Raw genomic sequence first — 17004 nt, forward strand, 5'->3', positions numbered from 1 at the left:
GATTATGGCCGCCCAACGGAACAACGTTCCGGTCTCGGAAAAGCGGGGGCCGGTCGCGGCGTACACGCGGCCTTCCCCCGCTCCGGCGGCCAATTTTCCACTTCTCTCGGATGGATTGGAGCAAGAATGAAAACTGATGAACGCGCTGCCCATTTCTCGCCGCCATCCCGACGGGAGTTCCGGGCGGGGATGCAAAGCAGCATCACCCGCTTTGCGGACCGAGCCGATGCCGGGCGGAAGCTGGCCGAAGCGCTGAGCAAATATAAAGGGGATGATGTAGTGGTTTTGGCCCTTCCGCGCGGCGGGGTGCCGATCGGCTTGGAAGTGGCCAACTACTTGAATGCTCCGTTGGATTTGGTCATCGCCCGTAAAATCGGGCACCCTTACAGCCCGGAATATGCCGTGGCCGCCGTTTCCGAGGAAGGGGAGGTGCTGTACAACGAGAAGGAAAAAAGAAACCTTGAGCCGGCCTGGTTTGAGACCCAAATAAAAGAGAAACTGGAGGAAGCCCGCCGGCGTCGCCGGCTTTACTTGGGGGAGCGCAAGCCCGTTTCCGTGGAGGGAAAAATTGCCATCGTCGTTGACGACGGCATCGCCACCGGGCTTACGTTACGCGTTTCGCTCCTCGCGGTCAAAAATCGCCGTCCGGCCAAGCTGGTCGTGGCAGTGCCCGTCGCACCTCTTGATACGGTGGCCCGTTTGAAAAAAGAGGTGGACGACGTGGTGGTGGTGCATCTGCCCGACAATTTTCTGGGCGCGATAGGTGCCTACTACGACGATTTCTCACAGGTGAGCGACGAGGAGGTCATAGCCATGATGGAAGGGGTGAGCGTGGGATGATTCTGTTTGCGTATCCCGAGTTTTCCGGACTGGCCCGCGAGCTTTACGCCGGCTGGGGCCTGCAGGCGGGGGACTTTGCGGTAAGCCGTTTCGCCAATCAGGAACTGGAGGTGTCCATTGATGCCGACGTGACCGGAAGCGATTGTCTGATTTTGGGTTCGGTGGCCCCTCCGGATGAGCGGCTGTTGTCGATTCTTTTGCTGGCCCATACCATCAAACACCAGCGTTCAGGCGAACTCACCCTGCTTCTGCCCTACTTGGCCTATACCCGGCAGGATAAAATAAAACCGAAACGAAGTTTGGCTGCCCGCTGGATGGGAGCGCTCTTGCAAGCCAGCGGGGTGGACCGGGTGATCACCGTCGATATCCACAGCCATCGCGCAGAGAGCCTTCTTTCCATACCCGTCGTTTCCCTTTCGCCGGCCCCCCTTTTTTCCAAAATCATCACCGAGCAGGCCCTTCCCGACGCCACCTTGGTAGCCCCGGATGAAGGGGCGGTTTTCCGCTGCGAGGCCTTGCGCAAGGAATTGGGTTTGAGGATGCCCCTGGCTTACTTCACCAAAACCCGGACGGCGCAAGGGGTGACCTCGGAACTCCAGGGGGAGGTGGGGGAATTCGCCGTCGTTGTGGATGATATTTTGGACACCGGGGAAACTTTGGTCGCCTGCTGTCAGACCCTCCAAGAGGCGGGCGCAAAGGAAATTCTGGTGTTGGTTACCCACGGCATCTTTACTGGAAACCTCTGGACAAAGCTCTGGGGACTTGGAGTGAAACGGATTTACGTGACCGACACGATCCCGCAAATTCCGCCCGATCGCCGCATTAAAAAAGTTTCCGTGGCTCCTCTTATTCGAGACCATTTATTACAGCCCGCATGAAAAAAATAGCCCCCCTTGTAGAGCAAAATCTGGTTCATATCCCCATCGATGCCGACGTCTTGGAAGGGGAGCTTGTACTTCCGTCCCACTCCCTCGGGGTGGTTCTCTTCGCCCACGGCAGCGGCAGCAGCCGGAAGAGTCCGCGCAACTGCTACGTGGCCGACATCCTGCGGCAATCCGGAATTGGAACGCTTCTTTTTGACCTGCTGACGGAAAAGGAGGACCAAGTTTATGCGGCCCGTTTCGATATCGAGCTGCTTACCCGGCGGCTGGTTGCCGCCACCCGGTGGGTGATGGAGGAATCGGCAGCCAAGGAATTGCCCGTCGGATATTTCGGCGCCAGCACCGGCGCGGCGGCCGCATTACGGGCCGCCGCCCGCCTCGGCCCGACCATTAAGGCCGTGGTTTCGCGCGGTGGACGACCGGACTTGGCGTTTGCCGTTTTGGAGCGGGTGACGGCGGCCACCCTGCTGGTTGTGGGCGGATATGACCACGAGGTTATACGGCTGAACCGAAAAGCGTACGAACGGCTCTCGGCTGTAAAGGATATCGTGGTGGTTCCTGGGGCGACCCATTTGTTTGAGGAGCCTGGGACGCTCGAAGAGGTGGCCCGGCTGGCAGCGGAGTGGTTTTTAAAACATCTGCAAAAGGATGAAGGGGACAAAAAAAGCTCCATTCAGGTTTCTGACGGACGAACAGAGATCAAAACCACAAAATTTTGGAGATAGAGATGAAAACAAACGTCTTATACCGGCATATCCTCGTTCCCTTGGACGGCTCAAAGCTGGCAGAGGCGGCCCTTAAACAAGCCCTTCCGCTGACCCGGTCCCCGGGAACGCGCGTAACGTTTATTGAAGCGGTCTGGCCGATCATCGACGTTTTAAACACCGGCACGCAGGTGGCCGCCGTGGAGCGCATCCGTAAAAACGAAGCCCAAAAGTATCTTGATTCGGTGGCCCGCCGATCGGAGTGGAAGAGATTGAAAACCCAGGCCGTGGTAAAAGTCGGCCCGGCGGCCGACGTCATCCTCGACTACGCCCGCTCCAAACGGGCCGATCTCATCGTGATGAGCACGCACGGCCGCTCGGGGCTTGGGCGCTGGGCCTTCGGCAGCATCGCCGACAAGGTCCTGCACGGCGCCACTTGCCCGGTGCTTTTAGTGCGGGCCTCCGGCAAAAGAAAACGCTGATGGATTGCCCTTAAGGGTCGGTTTTCACCGGGGAGCGTTTTCGCCAGCCGCACGGTTTTCCGTCTTCCATACATTTGCCTGAATCTCTTCCGTTTAATCCAATTCCGACCCGAACGGTCGGCATTTAACTGGAAATCGAAAGAAAAGAGTAAAAAAAGCTTGACAGGCCGCCGATACTTAAATAGATTCTTTCTGGACTCAATGGATAAAGTGAGTCCATTGAATAGAAAGGAGTGGACGACCGAATGACAGAATTTCTATCCCGGACCGCGGGCTGTCATTATGTCCGTCCGGCGGGCTAAGGTGGGACGCGTGGATGGAAAGGTAGCCGTTGTCACCGGCGGTTCGTTGGGAATCGGCCGGGCGGCCTGTTTGCTTCTGGCCCGGCAGGGAGCGGCGGTGGCCGTTACAGATGTTTTGGACAGCGAAGGCCGGGCGCTGGTGGAGGAAATCAAACGCTCCAAGGGGAAGGCCCAATTCTGGCATCTGGACGTTTCGAAGGAATCCGAGGTTGAAAAAGTTTTTGCTGATGTTGTCAAAACTTTTGGAAAGATCGACATTCTGGTCAACAACGCCGGCATCGCCGGGGTCAGCAAGCCGACCCACGAAATCACGGAAGGGGAGTGGGATCGCGTGCAGGCGGTCAACGTGAAAGGAGCGTTTTTTTGCACCAAGCACGCGGTCCCGTTCCTGCAAAAAGCGGGGGGCGGCAGCATCATCAATCTCTCCTCCATTTACGGTATCATCAGCGCCGCGGACGTTCCCCCGTACCACGCCTCCAAAGGGGCTTTGCGCTCCATGACCAAAACGGACGCTTTGTTTTACGCCAAGGATAAAATCCGTGTCAACTCCATCCACCCCGGTTTCATCTGGACGCCGATGGTGGAAAAATACCTGCAATCGACCGGCAACGTGGAGGAAGGGCGGAAAATGATTGATTCGTTGCATCCGCTCGGCCACATCGGCGAGCCGGACGACATTGCTTTCGGGATTCTCTATCTGGCCTCCGAGGAATCCAAATTCGTCACTGGTAGCGAGCTGGTGATAGATGGGGGATACACGGCCCGATGAAAAGTTTGAAAAACGGTTCGATTTTTCTTGACAGAAAGATGATACAAATCATATTTTCAGTTGACCTGATGGAACGTTCCAGTCCGCATAGGAAGAGGGGCCTCAGGAAACGGGCGGCAGACCCGTCACTCGCTAATTTTCACCACACACATCTATCGGAAGACAGGAGGGCGTCATGACAAAATTGAAATGGTTTTCTTCCGGCTTTTTTGCGCTGGCCGCCGTGGCGTTCGTCGCCTGGGGGCTTTCCGCCTCCGACCCCAAGGAGGTAAAGGGGGAATACGTCGGCAGCGAAAAATGCATGGAATGCCATGCGGAAGAGATAGCGGCCGACTACCAGCATACCGTTCACTTCGGCGTGGAGCAAAACGCCCAGACGGAGTTGGAAAAAAACATGTGCGAGGCCTGCCACGGCCCCGGCTCGGCCCACATCGAAGAGCCGGAGGACAAGGGCCGCCACTGGACCTTTAAAAAGGAGGATGGCGAGAGTTCCGAGGACTGGAACGCCGTCTGTCTGCAGTGTCACGAAAAGGGAGCACAGACCCATTTCACCGGCTCGATGCACGAGGGGCGCGGGGTGGCCTGCGTGGACTGCCACACGGTGATGAAAAACGTATCCCCGGAAAACCAGCTGGCCAAGCCGACCGCGCCGGAGGTCTGCTTTGAATGCCATAAAATGAAAAAAATGCAGTTCCAAAAATCCTCCCACATGCCCCTGATGGAGGGGAAGCTGGCCTGCGTGGACTGCCACAACCCGCACGGTTCCCCCAACCCGGCGATGCTGATTGAAAATTCGCCGAACGAAAACTGTTTAAAATGCCATACGGAAAAAGCGGGGCCGATGCTCTGGGAGCATCCGCCGGTGCGGGAAAACTGCCTTTCCTGCCACAACCCGCACGGCTCGAACCACGACAACCTGCTCGTGGTCAAGCGTCCGCGGCTCTGCCAGCGCTGCCATATCGAGTCGCGGCATCCCACCACGCCATATTCGGAGTCCCGGCTGCACGCCATTGACCGGGGCTGTGTAAACTGCCATTCGCAAATTCACGGCTCAAACCATCCCTCCGGGATGATGTTTCTGCGATAGGGAGGCGGAGATGAAAAAGCTCATTCTGACCATACTGACGGCCGGCTGGGCGGCCTTCACTTTCGCCCAGGAAGGAACCACGACGGCGGGAAGCGGGGCCTACCAAACCTCCGGCTACTTTGAAGGTGGTTTCTGGCAGGTATTGAAAAACCCCGGCTCGGCCAAGTTTCAGGAATACCGGCGGGTAGAGGAGCATATGCTCTTGAACCGTTTCGGCTTCGATTTGACGAAAGGGAAATACTATCTCAATGTTTCTGCGCGCGAGCTGGGAAAAACCGACCAGGGAGCCAAGGCGAGCTTCGGCTTGGTACGCAAATGGAAAAACGAGGTCACCTGGTCGCAGACCCCGCACCTTTATTCCACTTCCACCAGGCAGTTTTACCTGAATGCGGGGGGAGGGGTTTTCACGCTCCCCGACAGCGTCAAGGCCGCCTTGTCAACGGGCAGCACCGCGGCGGTCACCGCCAAGCTGCAAAGCTACCTTTCCGGAGCGCAGCCCTTCGATTTGGCGGCCCGGCGCAACACGGGTGGAGCCGTCTCCGAGTGGAAACCCCGGTCGGACGTAACCGTGAAAGCCGGTTACATCAATGAACGAAAACAGGGGGGAAAGCAGTTCGGCACGGCCATCCAATTCAATGCGGTGGAACTGCCGGAGCCGATCAATTATGAAACCCACCGTTTTTCCGCCTCCGCCGAGCTGGCCCGCAAGAACTATTCGGCCGCCCTGGAATATTCCGGGCGGATTTTCAACAACAAAACCGAAACCTTGATTCGGGACAATGCCTTCCGGGCCAGACCCGATTCGGTTGGCGCCCCCCGACGGATACGGATGGCCCTTTATCCGGACAACACGGCCCACAACTTCACCTTCACGGGCACCTACAATCTCCCGTATAAAACCCGCAGCGTGGCGGTCGTAAGCTACGGTATCGCCAAGCAAAACGAAGATTTTTTGCCGCACACCATCAATTCCGCCATCTCCGACACCGGCTTGGTCATCCGCCGGCGGGAGGACGGCACGATTGTCACCAGCTTGGAAGGGGAATTCAAGACCTTTGTGTTCAATTACCAGATTTCCTCCCGGCCGATGGAAAAACTGACGTTAAAGGGGAAGGCCCGTTTCTATGAATTCGCCAACGAAACTCCCGAGCTCTTGTTCACCAGCTATGTGGGTTACGACGCCAGTTTGAGCACCCGCGGACGGGCCAGCCTGCCGTACGAATACATCAAAAGAAGCGGCGGCGTGGAGGCCGGCTATGAAATCATCCCGCAGGCCCGCGCATCGGTCGGTTACCTGCGCGAAGGAATCAGCCGCAACCACCGGGAAGTAGAGGCCTCCAACGAGGATATCTACACCGGCACTTTGGACCTGCGCCCCGCCAACTGGGTCACCGTACGCAGTTCCTACGTTCATTCGGAAAGGAAGTCGGACACCGCCAAATACCATCCCCATTTCTTCGAGGAATCGTTTCCCGAAGGGGAGGCGGTTGTCAACGTGGCAATGTCCTTGGACGAACTGCGCCGCTTCGACGTGTATAACCGGCGGCGGGATAAAGTGGAGTTGACCAGCCGGCTTTCCCCCATCGACAAAGTGGACGTCGGCTTAAACGTCAGCTTCGCCCAGGATGATTATGCTGCCGCCTACGGCTTGCAGAAGTTCTGGAATCTGGGTTGGGGGGTCGATTTTGCCTATACTCCGGTCCCCCGACTAACCCTTTTCGGCGACGTCGGACAGGATAACAACCGCGGGGAGACGGAATCCCGCTACCGCCCGGTTTATTCCAACGTAGGGTACGACTCGCTCAACAACGACTGGAGCGGCGCTCTGCGGGACAAGTTTGAAAACTACGGCTTCGGTTTTTCGGCCGACGTCTGGCCCAAAAAGCTGACGTGGGGCGGAAATTACGGTTTTTCTTACAGCAAAAGCGAGTTGATTTCCACCTTTGTCCCAGGCGGGAATCCAAGCGGCGATGCGGTGAGCTTCCCCAGCGTTTATTACAAGCTTCACCGCCTCGGTTCGCAGCTTTCTTACCGTATCACCAGTCAAACGGCCCTTAAATTTGACTACTGGTACGAAAAGTATATCCAGACCGACTGGGCCATCGACCCGGTAGAGCCCTTCACGAATGTCACCGGCGCCACCCGCTCCATTTTTCTGGGCGCCCAGGTTCCGGACTACGAAGCCCACGTTATGGCCTTGAAATTGAGTTACGCGTTTTAGGCGGGGGTATAAACTGGAAAGGAGAGAGTGAGACAATGAAAAATAAAAGAATCATCGTCGCCGTTGCCGGCTTGGCGCTTTTGGCGGCCGGAGTTTGGGCGCAGGAGGGCAAGACCGTTTCCTCCGGCAAGGAGGTGTACACCAAGAAATGCGCCTCCTGCCACGGCAAGCAGGGGGAAGGAGTGGCCAAAATGGCCACGATGTTGAAAGCCACCATCCGCAACTGGGGTGAAGTGGCGGCAACTGCCGATACTTTGGCGGCCTGGAAAAAAATCACCACGGACGGAAAAGGGAAAATGCCCGCCTTCAAGGCAAAGCTTTCCGCTGCGGAGATGGACTCGGTGCTGGCATACGTGAAAAGTTTGACCAAGCCCGGCAAGCCGGCCAAGTCCGAGGGTGCCGAAGGAAGTGCCAAAGCGGACAGCGCCAAAGGGGCCAAATAAGTGTAACACCAGTACTTCGACCGGCCGGAGCAGGATGGGCTCCGGCCGGTTCAATGTTCCAGGCCGGCAGGACGTTCGCCGGCGCGCGGCCTAACGATTGCAGGAAAAGGGCAGATGTTGGACAAACAGAACCGCCGGGAGTTTTTGAACTTTTTTCTCGGAGGGGGTTTTCTGGCCCTCCTCGGGGCCGTTTTTTATCCGGTTTTGCGCTTCGTGATGCCGCCGGCCAAGTCGGAAGCGTTCGGCGGCTCGGTGACGGCGGCCAAAACGGGGGAACTCCCCCCCAACTCCGGCAAGATTTTTCCCCTTGGCGACAGCCCGGGGATTCTGGTGCACACCGCCGAAGGGGAGTATAAGGCCTTCTCGGCCGTCTGCACCCATCTTTCCTGCACCGTGCAGTACCGCTCCGATTTGGGCCACATCTGGTGCGCCTGTCACAACGGCCACTATGATTTGACCGGCAAAAACGTCGCCGGCCCGCCCCCCCGTCCGCTCACCGAATATCCGGTCACCCTATCGGGCGACAACGTAATCGTCAGCCCCAGCCGCGGGGCGTAGGATGCGGCTTTTCCCCGCCCTCTATTCATGGGTCGGCGAGCGGGTCGATCTGGCGCCGCTCATTTATCTCATCAAGAAAAAAACGGTTCCCGACCATAAGCATTCCCTCTGGTATTACACGGGGGGAATGACCTTGTTCTTTTTCGCCATTCAGATCGCCACCGGCATTCTGCTTTTGCTCTACTACCGGCCCAGCGCCGAGGCGGCCTACGAATCCGTGCAGTTTATCATGACCGAGGTGAAGTTCGGCTGGCTCATCCGCTCGTTGCATTCCTGGTCGGCCAATTTGCTCATCGGGGCGCTTTTCGTGCATATGTTTTCGGTCTTTTTCATGAAGGCCTACCGCAAACCGCGCGAGCTCACCTGGTTTTCGGGATCCTTTCTTTTGTTTTTATGTCTGGCGTTCGGTTTTTCCGGTTACCTGCTCCCTTGGAACAAACTGGCCTACTTTGCCACCAAGGTTGGAACGGACATCGCCGGACAGATTCCAATTTTGGGGCATTCCGTCCTGGTGTTTTTGCGGGGCGGGGAGGAAGTGTCGGGTGCCACTTTGACCCGATTTTTTGGTTTCCACGTGGCGATTTTGCCGGCGGCGGCCACTTTTCTTCTGCTTTTGCATCTGATTTTGGTGCAACTGCAGGGGATGAGCGTACCGCCCGCTCTCGAGAATAACCCGAATAAAAAGAGCATCCCCTTTTTTCCCCATTTTCTTTTGCGCGACCTGTTGGGCTGGCTTTTGGCGCTTCTTTTACTGGTGGTTTTGGCCTCCATTTTTCCGTGGGAACTGGGGGAAAAAGCGGATCCCTTGGCCCCCGCCCCCGCCGGCATCAAGCCGGAATGGTACTTCGTCTTCATGTTCCAGACCCTGAAGTTTCTGCCGGCGGAAATTTTGTTCATTCCCGGCGAACTGGTGGGAATCGCCGCCTTCACGGTGGGAGGCATTCTTTTGCTTTTCGTTCCGCTTCTGGACAAAAATCCGGCCGGGCGCTCGGGCCGCTGGATTAGCCGCATTGGCTGGGGGGTGGTGGTCTATATGGTGGTGTTTACGATTCTGGGATATCTATGGCCGGCGACAAAATGAAGCGTTGGTTCAAAAAATTCGTCCGAACCGGTTCTTACGCGTCGGCACTGACCGGCTTGCTTATCTTTTCGGCCCGGGCCCAGGACACCTGCCTCGAATGCCACCGGCAGATGGAGGAAAATCTTAAGACGCCCACCTTGCATATCGAAGCGGACGTGCATTACCAGCGGGGAATTTCCTGCGCCGGCTGCCACGGCGGCGACCCGAAGGAGGAAGACCCCGATTTGTCAATGAGTCCGGCCAGGGGATTCATCGGCGTTCCCAAACCGCAGCAAATTCCTTCCTTCTGCGCCCGCTGCCACTCGGATGTGGAATACATGAAGCATTATAACCCCAAACTTCCCACCGACCAGCTGGCGCAGTACAGAACCTCCGTTCACGGAAAGCAACTGGCCAAGGGGGACACCAACGTCGCCACCTGTATCTCCTGCCACGGCGTGCACGGTATTCTGCGCCCCACCGATACCCGCTCCCCGGTTTTCAAGACCAATGTTCCCAAGACCTGCGCCGGCTGCCACGCCGACAAAAAAAGAATGGCCGCCTACAAAATTCCGACCAACCAGTATCACGATTATTTGGAAAGCGTGCACGGAAAGCTGCTTTTGGAAAAAAAGGAGTTGTCCGCGGCGGCCTGCACGGACTGCCACGGCAACCACGGGGCCTCCCCGCCGGGGCTTTCGGACGTGGCGGGGGCCTGCGGGGAATGCCACCCCTCCAACCGGGATTTGTTTGAAAAATCCCCTCACAAGGAGCCGTTCCAAAAGGCAAAACTGCCGCAGTGCGCCGCCTGCCACGGCAACCACAAAGTGCTTCCGCCGACCGATGAATTTTTGGGCGTGGGGGAAGGGGCGGTCTGCGTCCAATGCCACAAGTCCGGGAGCAAAGGATACGAAACCGCGGCGGTTTTCAAGGCGTTGCTCGATTCGCTGAAGGCTGCAACGGAAGAAGCCCGCGGGCTGGTGAAAAAAGCGGAGGTGGCGGGCGTCAAGGTGGGGTTGACCAAGTTTGATTTGCGGGCCTGCGAGGACGTCATCGTCCATTCCCGCTCGGAACTGCATGCCTTCAATCTGGCCGATTTCCGGGCCTTGATTCAGGACGGCATGACGAAGGCGGAACGGGTAAAGAAGGCCTCGCTCGTCTCGCTCGAAGACCTCGAAATCCGCCGCAAGGGCTTGATTTTTTCGGGCGTTTTGATTCTGTTCTTGTGCATCGGCTTGTGGCTGAAAATCCGCAAGCTGGACAGGGAAAGGGGAAATCCTTCGGTCAAATCTTGACAGCCCTGCCCCGCACTTGTTTATATGGGGGCCGAAAGTACGATATGAAAAAATCAGTTGTTCAAACGAAAAAGAATGAAAAGCCGGCCGCCGTTCTGGCGGCCGAAGGGGCCCGACAGTCATGAAAGGCTTTTTTTCGCGAATCTCGCGCAACCTGGTCAGTTTCTCGGGCCTTTTGGCCGCTTTCGTCTCGGCGGCCTTAATTATCACCATTCTGGCCATCGACATCCTCGGTTTTCACATCAATCCCTATATCGGAATTCTGGTTTATTTGATTCTGCCGGCCATTTTGATCGTCGGCGTGGCTTTGATTCCGGTCGGGCTGGCCCTGGAGCGGCGCCGGCAGCACCTCCAGAAGGGGCTCCCGCGGGAGCTGGCCCTGCCGCGAATCGAACTGGACCTGAATCGGCCGGATTTGCGGCGCCGGATTTCCTGGTTGGTGGCCGTTTTGGCCATTTTCCTTTCCGTGCTGTCCACGGCCGCCTACAAGGCGGTGGAGTTCATGGACTCCGTGACTTTCTGCGGCAAGGTCTGCCACGAGGTGATGGAGCCGGAGTTCGTCACCTACTCCCTGTCCCCCCATTCCCGGGTGGCCTGCGTCTCCTGCCACATCGGGCCGGGGGCCCCCTGGTTCGTCAAGAGCAAAATCTCCGGCGTGCGGCAGGTGTTTGCCGTCATGCTGAACACCTACGAAAAACCGATCCCCACGCCGGTCGCCAACCTCCGCCCGGCCCGCGAAACCTGCGAGCAGTGCCACTGGCCGCAGAAGTTCCACGGCGAGCAGCTGCGGGTGATCACCAAATTCTCGGAAGATGAAAAAAACACCCCGCTCAAAACCGTCCTGCTTCTGCGCACCGGCGGGGGGGACAAAAAAACCGGCATCGCCGAGGGGATTCACTGGCATATGAATATCGCCAACGAAATCACCTACATCGCCACCGATTCCGAACGGCAGGTGATCCCCTGGGTGCGGCTGAAGGATTTGTGGGGAAACGTCACCGAATACAAAACGCCGGACTTCAACCCCTCCCCGGATTCGCTGGCCAAGCTTCCCGTGCGGACGATGGACTGCGTGGACTGCCACAACCGTCCCACTCATATCTACCGGCTTCCGGAAGAGGCCGTGGATGAGGCGATGCTGGCGCGGCAGATGAACCCGAATTTGCCATATTTGAAAAAAGTGTCGGTCGCGCTTTTGAAGGCCGAGTATCCGGACAAGCCCGCTGCCCTGGCGAAAATCAAAGGGGGGTTGGTGGGTTACTACAAACAAAACTATCCGGCCTTGGCCGTGGCTTGGGAAGAGGATGTTTTGAAAGCGGCGGAGAAGACGGCCGAAATTTACGCCAATAACATCTTTCCCAAAATGAAGATTACCTGGGGGACCTACAAAAACAACATCGGCCACCAGAATTTTCCGGGCTGCTGGCGCTGCCACGATGACAACCACACATCAAAGGAAGGGAAGTCGATCCGTCAGGATTGCGACCAGTGCCATTCCCTTTTGGCTGTGGATGAGGAAAACCCCAAACCGGTCATCGAGACGCTTCCCATTCGATAGTTTGAAAGCGTAGGCGCCGATTATGAAGACCCTGAAGAAACGAATCTTCTTCGGGGCTTTTTTTTTCGCGGGGTTCGGCTTTTTCCCTTCCGCCTTCGCCCAAGGCCCCTCCAACGAGGACTGTCTTGCCTGTCATCAGGACAAGGAACTTTCCAAGACGCTGCCGGATGGAAGAAGCAAATCCCTCTTTGTTGAACCAAAGAAATTTGAGCACTCCGTACACGCTTCGCTCGGTTGCGTCGATTGCCACGCCGATCTGGCCGGCACGGAAATCCCCCACAAGGAGAATCCGGCGCCGCCGCAATGCGGCGGCTGCCATTCGGACGTGGAAAAAATTTACGACGGGAGTTTGCACGGCCGGGCGGTCCGCTCCGGCGCCCGGCTGGCCCCCCGCTGCTGGGATTGCCACGGCTCCCACGACATAAAAAAAGCGGACGCCGCCGATTCAAGGGTGCGGCGCTACAACGTTCCATTCCTCTGCGGCCGCTGCCACAAAGAGGGTACCGAGGTCAGCCGCACCTACGACATCCCGCAGGACAGCATTCTCACCCATTACTCCGTCTCCATCCACGGGGAGGGGCTTTTCAAAAAGGGGTTGACTGTTTCCGCCGTCTGTACGGACTGCCACACCTCGCACAACATCCTGCCCCACACCGATCCCCGTTCCAGCATATTCCGCGAGAACGTCCCCAAAACCTGCGAAAAGTGCCACGGAATGATCGAGCAGGTGCATCAAAAGGTAATCCGCGGGGAACTCTGGGAAAAAGCCCCCAACCAGGTGCCGGTCTGCGTGGACTGCCACGCCCCACACCGGGTGCGCAAGGTATTTTACGAACTGGGGATGGCGGACCGGGACTGTTTGAAATGCCATTCCGACCCGAAGTTGTTCACCCAGCGGGACGGCAAACGGGTTTCGCTCTTCGTGGATACGCTGGAAGTGAAGGGCTCCATCCATCGCAACACGGCCTGCGCCCAGTGTCACACGGGCGCGAGCCCGACTCACAAGCGCCCCTGCGCCACGATAAAAACCAAAGTGGACTGCTCCACCTGCCATGCCGAGGTGGTGCAAACCTACGCCGCCAGCACGCACGGGAAATTGAACGAGCGGGGAGACCCGAACGCGCCGTTCTGCCGGGATTGTCACGGCGTTCACGGAATCAAGGAGCACCGCAATCCGAACTCCCCCACCTATCCTACCCGCGTGCCGGACCTATGCGGGCAGTGCCACCGGGAGGGGGAGAAGGCGGCCTTGCGCCTGACAGGGGAGAAGCAGAAGGTGGTCAAGAACTATGTGGAAAGTATTCACGGCAAGGGGCTTTTGCAAAGCGGGCTGGTGGTCACCGCCATGTGCACGGACTGCCACACCCCCCACCACGAACTTCCCAGCGCGGACACCGCTTCCAGCGTCAGCCGCAAGCATATCGCCGAAACCTGCGCCCAATGCCACCACGGCATTTACGAGCAGTTTGCCAAAAGCATTCACTTTCCCGGCCGGGCGCAAACGGACAAGCCGCTCCCCCTCTGCCACGACTGCCACAGCGCGCACACGATTACCCGCACGGATAAAGAGGGGTTCAAACTGGGCATCATCAACCAGTGCGGCCGCTGCCACCAGGATGTGGCGGAAAGCTATTTCGACACCTTCCACGGCAAGGTCTCCAAACTGGGGTACACGGCGGCGGCGAAATGCTACGACTGCCACGGCGCGCACGACATCCTCCCCCCCTGGGAGCCGGCCTCGCACCTGTCCCGGCAGAACATTGTGGCCACCTGTGGGAAGTGCCATCCCGGTTCGCACCGGCGCTTCGCCGGCTATTTGACCCACGCCACCCACCACGACCGGAAAAAATACCCGGTGCTTTTCTACACCTTCTGGTTTATGACCTTTCTTTTGGTCGGCACCTTCGGTTTCTTCGGGGTGCACACGCTTTTGTGGCTCCCCCGCTCCTTTCAGGCCCTGAAGCATAGGAGAAAGCTTGAAGTCCAGCCCCACGGCAAGGAATACCTGCGGTTCGACTCGCTCCCCCGCCGGCTGCACGTTCTGGTCATCATCAGCTTTCTGGGGCTGGCCCTGACCGGGATGATGCTGAAATTCTCCTATCTGGGCTGGGCGCAATTTTTATCCCGCATTTTGGGCGGCTTCGAATCCGCCGGCTACATCCACCGCATCTGCGCCCTGATAACCTTCTTCTATTTTTCCGCTCATATTTTTGATTTGGTCCGGAGAAAAAGAAAAGAGGGGAAGAGCTGGAAGGAATTTTTGACCGGCGCCGGCTCCATGCTGCCGAATAAGCGGGACGCCGTGGAGTTCTGGCAGACCACCAAGTGGTTTCTGGGGCTGGGACCCCGGCCGGCCTACGGCCGCTGGACCTACTGGGAAAAGTTCGACTACTTCGCCGTTTTCTGGGGAGTGACGATTATCGGCTCGACCGGCCTGGTGCTCTGGTTTCCGGAGTTCTTCACCCATTTGATCCCGGGCTGGTTTATCAACGTCGCCACCATCATCCATTCGGACGAGGCGCTTCTGGCGGTCGGGTTCATTTTCACCGTGCATTTCTTCAACACCCACTTCCGGCCGGACAAGTTCCCGATGGACACGGTGATTTTCACCGGGCGGGTCCCCGTGGAGGAGTTGAAAGCCGACCGCCCCCGGGAATACGAGGAACTGGTGGCCTCCGGCGAGCTGGAAAAACGCTTGGTGGACCCGCTGCCGCCGGTGGTCGTCAAGACCATGAAAATCTTCGGCTGGGCGGCCCTCTCGATTGGAATTATTTTGGTTTTGCTTATTATCTGGGCGCAGATATTCGGATACCGGTGAAAAAGAAAAGAGGCATAGGCGGACGGGTTGGGCGGTTTCGCACGCTCGATTTTGAACGTTTGACCGGAAAACCGATAGCCGGGCTGGCGGCTCTCTTTGTTCTGACTTTGACCGCATTCGCCTGGAGTCAGGGCATAAGCAACGAGGACTGCCTTTCCTGCCATTCAGACGCCGATTTGAGCAAAACGGGGCCGTCCGGACAGAAAGTCCCGTTGTTTGTTGACCTGAAGAAATACGAAAGCTCCGTGCACGGCGGCTTCGGCTGCACGGACTGCCATTCCGATATCACCGAAATCCCCCACCCGGAAAAGTTGAAACCGGTGGATTGTTCTTCCTGCCATGCCGAAACGGTGGAAAAGTACGGCCGCGGCGTGCACGCCACGGCCCGTGCCAAGGGGAATTTGCAATCCCCCACCTGCGTCTCCTGCCATACGCCGCACGCCATTCGGCCCGCTTCCGATCCCGCCTCCCCGACCGCCCGCCGTAACATTCCGGACTTGTGCGGAAAGTGCCACGGCGATTTGAAATTCGTGGCGGAGCAGACCGGCATCCTCTCCGCCCAGCCGTTTTTCAATTACAAGGAATCGGTGCACGGCCGGGCAAGGGAAAAGGGGGATGAAAAGGCGGCGGTCTGCTCGGACTGCCACAAAAGCCACGATTTGCTCCCCCCCAGCGACCCGCAGTCCACCATTTTCAAGGCGAACGTCCCCGCGACCTGCGGCCAGTGCCACGGCAAAGTTGCCGAGGAATACACCGCCTCTATCCACGGCCAGGCCTTGAAGGCCGGGCTTTCCCGCTCGCCGGCCTGCACGGACTGCCACGGCATCCACACCATCAAAACAGTAATCGACCCGGCCTCGCCGGTTGCCGCGCAGGCCCTGGCACGCACCACCTGCATCCAATGCCACGAAAGCGAGGGGCTTTCCAAAGAGTACGGCCTGCCCGCCAAGCGGATCTCCACCTATCTGGACAGCTACCATGGGCTCGCCTCCCGTTTCGGCTCCAATGTGGTGGCCAACTGCGCCTCCTGCCACGGGATTCACAACATCTATCCCTCCAGCGACTCCCGTTCCCTCATCCATCCGGCCAATCTGGCGACCACCTGCGGCAGCTGCCATCCGGGGGCGTCGGAAAACTTTGCGCGAGGGAAAATCCACGTCCTTTCCTCCACGCACGACGGCGATACGGGCGCCAAGGTGGTCGGCTGGGTGACCGCCATCTATATCGTTTTGATTGTGGTTGTCATCGGCGGAATGCTTTTGCACAACGCGGCGGACTGGCTCCGTTCGGTTTGGGGAAGCTGGCGAACGACCGGCCCGCACTTCTATTTAAAGTTCACCGTTTGGCAGCGCATCCAGCACGCCGGTCTGTTCGTCAGCTTCTTCGGGCTGGCCTTCACCGGCTTTGCCCTCACCTACCCGGAGCAGTTTTCCTGGCTTTTCGGCGAGGATGAGGAGCTGCGCTCCCTTTTGCACCGGATTTTTGCCGTCCTCTTTCTGGCCGACGGCGCCCTGCACCTCGGGCATGTTCTCTTCTCAAAGTCCGGCCGGCGCTTCATTTTCGCCTTGATGCCGAAAAAGGCGGACTTGGCCCAACTGGTCGGAAACCTGAAGTATTATCTGGGCAGAGCCCCTTTGCCCGCCCCGGAACCGGCTTACGGCTACGTCGAAAAATCGGAGTACTGGGCGTTGGTTTGGGGGGGGATTATAATGGCCCTGACCGGTTTCGTTCTCTGGTTCCAGGACTTTTTCCTGCGCTTCCTGCCCAAATGGTCCACGGACGTCGCCACCGCCATCCATTTTTACGAAGCGGTCCTGGCGACGCTGGCCATCTTCGTCTGGCACTTCTACGCGGTCATCTTCAAGCCGGGGGTCTACCCGATGAACTGGGCCTGGATGACCGGCCGGGCGCACCGTCCGGAAGGGGAGAAAGCCGCCTCCGTGGAAGCCGAAAAACAGCCCGGCTGAAGTTTCAACGGCTCCCCTT

At 58.1% G+C, this 17004-nt stretch carries 15 protein-coding genes; all 15 read left to right on the top strand.

Annotated elements, in window-relative coordinates; genetic code table 11:
• Positions 1 to 4: 4 nt before the first annotated feature.
• Positions 5 to 130 carry a hypothetical protein gene (locus VNL73_03270; protein ID HXF48432.1) on the top strand — a complete coding sequence of 42 codons (126 nt, stop codon included), beginning with the start codon at positions 5 to 7 and terminating at the stop codon, positions 128 to 130.
• 59 nt (positions 131 to 189) lie between these two features.
• Positions 190 to 840, top strand: coding sequence for a phosphoribosyltransferase family protein (locus tag VNL73_03275; protein HXF48433.1), 651 nt, complete (start codon positions 190 to 192; stop codon positions 838 to 840).
• Entirely contained in the window at positions 837 to 1718 is an 882-nt protein-coding gene (gene prs, locus VNL73_03280) for a ribose-phosphate diphosphokinase (GenBank protein HXF48434.1), read from the top strand. The genes VNL73_03275 and prs overlap by 4 nt, the downstream gene beginning before the upstream one ends.
• A complete protein-coding gene (locus VNL73_03285; protein HXF48435.1) occupies positions 1715 to 2446 on the top strand; it encodes a dienelactone hydrolase family protein in 732 nt (243 codons plus the stop codon). Before prs ends, VNL73_03285 begins: the two co-directional genes overlap by 4 nt.
• 2 nt (positions 2447 to 2448) lie before the next feature.
• Entirely contained in the window at positions 2449 to 2907 is a 459-nt protein-coding gene (locus VNL73_03290; GenBank protein ID HXF48436.1) for a universal stress protein, read from the top strand.
• A 303-nt stretch (positions 2908 to 3210) separates the two neighbouring features.
• On the top strand, positions 3211 to 3978 hold the full coding sequence (locus VNL73_03295; GenBank protein HXF48437.1) for a glucose 1-dehydrogenase: 768 nt from the start codon (positions 3211 to 3213) through the stop codon (positions 3976 to 3978).
• A 175-nt stretch (positions 3979 to 4153) separates the two neighbouring features.
• Complete coding sequence (locus tag VNL73_03300) at positions 4154 to 5065, top strand: DmsE family decaheme c-type cytochrome (GenBank protein HXF48438.1); 912 nt, start codon at positions 4154 to 4156, stop codon at positions 5063 to 5065.
• Between the two features lie 10 nt (positions 5066 to 5075).
• Positions 5076 to 7286 (top strand): MtrB/PioB family decaheme-associated outer membrane protein, encoded by a 2211-nt coding sequence (locus VNL73_03305; protein HXF48439.1) that lies wholly within the window; start codon positions 5076 to 5078, stop codon positions 7284 to 7286.
• Positions 7287 to 7321: 35 nt separating this feature from the next.
• Complete coding sequence (locus VNL73_03310) at positions 7322 to 7729, top strand: cytochrome c (GenBank protein HXF48440.1); 408 nt, start codon at positions 7322 to 7324, stop codon at positions 7727 to 7729.
• Between the two features lie 114 nt (positions 7730 to 7843).
• A complete protein-coding gene (locus tag VNL73_03315) occupies positions 7844 to 8287 on the top strand; it encodes a Rieske (2Fe-2S) protein (protein HXF48441.1) in 444 nt (147 codons plus the stop codon).
• A 1-nt stretch (position 8288) separates the two neighbouring features.
• Entirely contained in the window at positions 8289 to 9368 is a 1080-nt protein-coding gene (locus VNL73_03320) for a cytochrome bc complex cytochrome b subunit (protein ID HXF48442.1), read from the top strand.
• The gene (locus VNL73_03325; protein HXF48443.1) at positions 9365 to 10642 is read left to right on the top strand and encodes a cytochrome c3 family protein; all 1278 of its coding nucleotides are present in this window, start codon (positions 9365 to 9367) and stop codon (positions 10640 to 10642) included. The genes VNL73_03320 and VNL73_03325 overlap by 4 nt, the downstream gene beginning before the upstream one ends.
• Before the next feature lie 121 nt (positions 10643 to 10763).
• Positions 10764 to 12200, top strand: a complete 1437-nt coding sequence (locus tag VNL73_03330) for a NapC/NirT family cytochrome c (protein ID HXF48444.1) — start codon at positions 10764 to 10766, stop codon at positions 12198 to 12200.
• Positions 12201 to 12222: 22 nt separating this feature from the next.
• Complete coding sequence (locus VNL73_03335) at positions 12223 to 15018, top strand: cytochrome c3 family protein (GenBank protein ID HXF48445.1); 2796 nt, start codon at positions 12223 to 12225, stop codon at positions 15016 to 15018.
• On the top strand, positions 15015 to 16985 hold the full coding sequence (locus tag VNL73_03340; GenBank protein HXF48446.1) for a cytochrome c3 family protein: 1971 nt from the start codon (positions 15015 to 15017) through the stop codon (positions 16983 to 16985). Before VNL73_03335 ends, VNL73_03340 begins: the two co-directional genes overlap by 4 nt.
• Positions 16986 to 17004 lie beyond the last annotated feature (19 nt).

The organism is Verrucomicrobiia bacterium (genome assembly GCA_035574275.1).
Taxonomy (GTDB): Bacteria; Zixibacteria; MSB-5A5; order DSPP01; family DSPP01; genus DSPP01.

Excerpts from the sequence above, each read along its gene's own strand:
- VNL73_03270 (HXF48432.1), top strand. The coding sequence starts at position 5 with ATGGCCGCCCAACGGAACAACGTTCCGGTCTCGGAAAAGCGGGGGCCG.
- VNL73_03275 (HXF48433.1), top strand. The coding sequence starts at position 190 with ATGCAAAGCAGCATCACCCGCTTTGCGGACCGAGCCGATGCCGGGCGG.
- prs (HXF48434.1), top strand. The coding sequence starts at position 837 with ATGATTCTGTTTGCGTATCCCGAGTTTTCCGGACTGGCCCGCGAGCTT.
- VNL73_03285 (HXF48435.1), top strand. The coding sequence starts at position 1,715 with ATGAAAAAAATAGCCCCCCTTGTAGAGCAAAATCTGGTTCATATCCCC.
- VNL73_03290 (HXF48436.1), top strand. The coding sequence starts at position 2,449 with ATGAAAACAAACGTCTTATACCGGCATATCCTCGTTCCCTTGGACGGC.
- VNL73_03300 (HXF48438.1), top strand. The coding sequence starts at position 4,154 with ATGACAAAATTGAAATGGTTTTCTTCCGGCTTTTTTGCGCTGGCCGCC.
- VNL73_03305 (HXF48439.1), top strand. The coding sequence starts at position 5,076 with ATGAAAAAGCTCATTCTGACCATACTGACGGCCGGCTGGGCGGCCTTC.
- VNL73_03310 (HXF48440.1), top strand. The coding sequence starts at position 7,322 with ATGAAAAATAAAAGAATCATCGTCGCCGTTGCCGGCTTGGCGCTTTTG.
- VNL73_03315 (HXF48441.1), top strand. The coding sequence starts at position 7,844 with ATGTTGGACAAACAGAACCGCCGGGAGTTTTTGAACTTTTTTCTCGGA.
- VNL73_03320 (HXF48442.1), top strand. The coding sequence starts at position 8,289 with ATGCGGCTTTTCCCCGCCCTCTATTCATGGGTCGGCGAGCGGGTCGAT.
- VNL73_03325 (HXF48443.1), top strand. The coding sequence starts at position 9,365 with ATGAAGCGTTGGTTCAAAAAATTCGTCCGAACCGGTTCTTACGCGTCG.
- VNL73_03330 (HXF48444.1), top strand. The coding sequence starts at position 10,764 with ATGAAAGGCTTTTTTTCGCGAATCTCGCGCAACCTGGTCAGTTTCTCG.
- VNL73_03335 (HXF48445.1), top strand. The coding sequence starts at position 12,223 with ATGAAGACCCTGAAGAAACGAATCTTCTTCGGGGCTTTTTTTTTCGCG.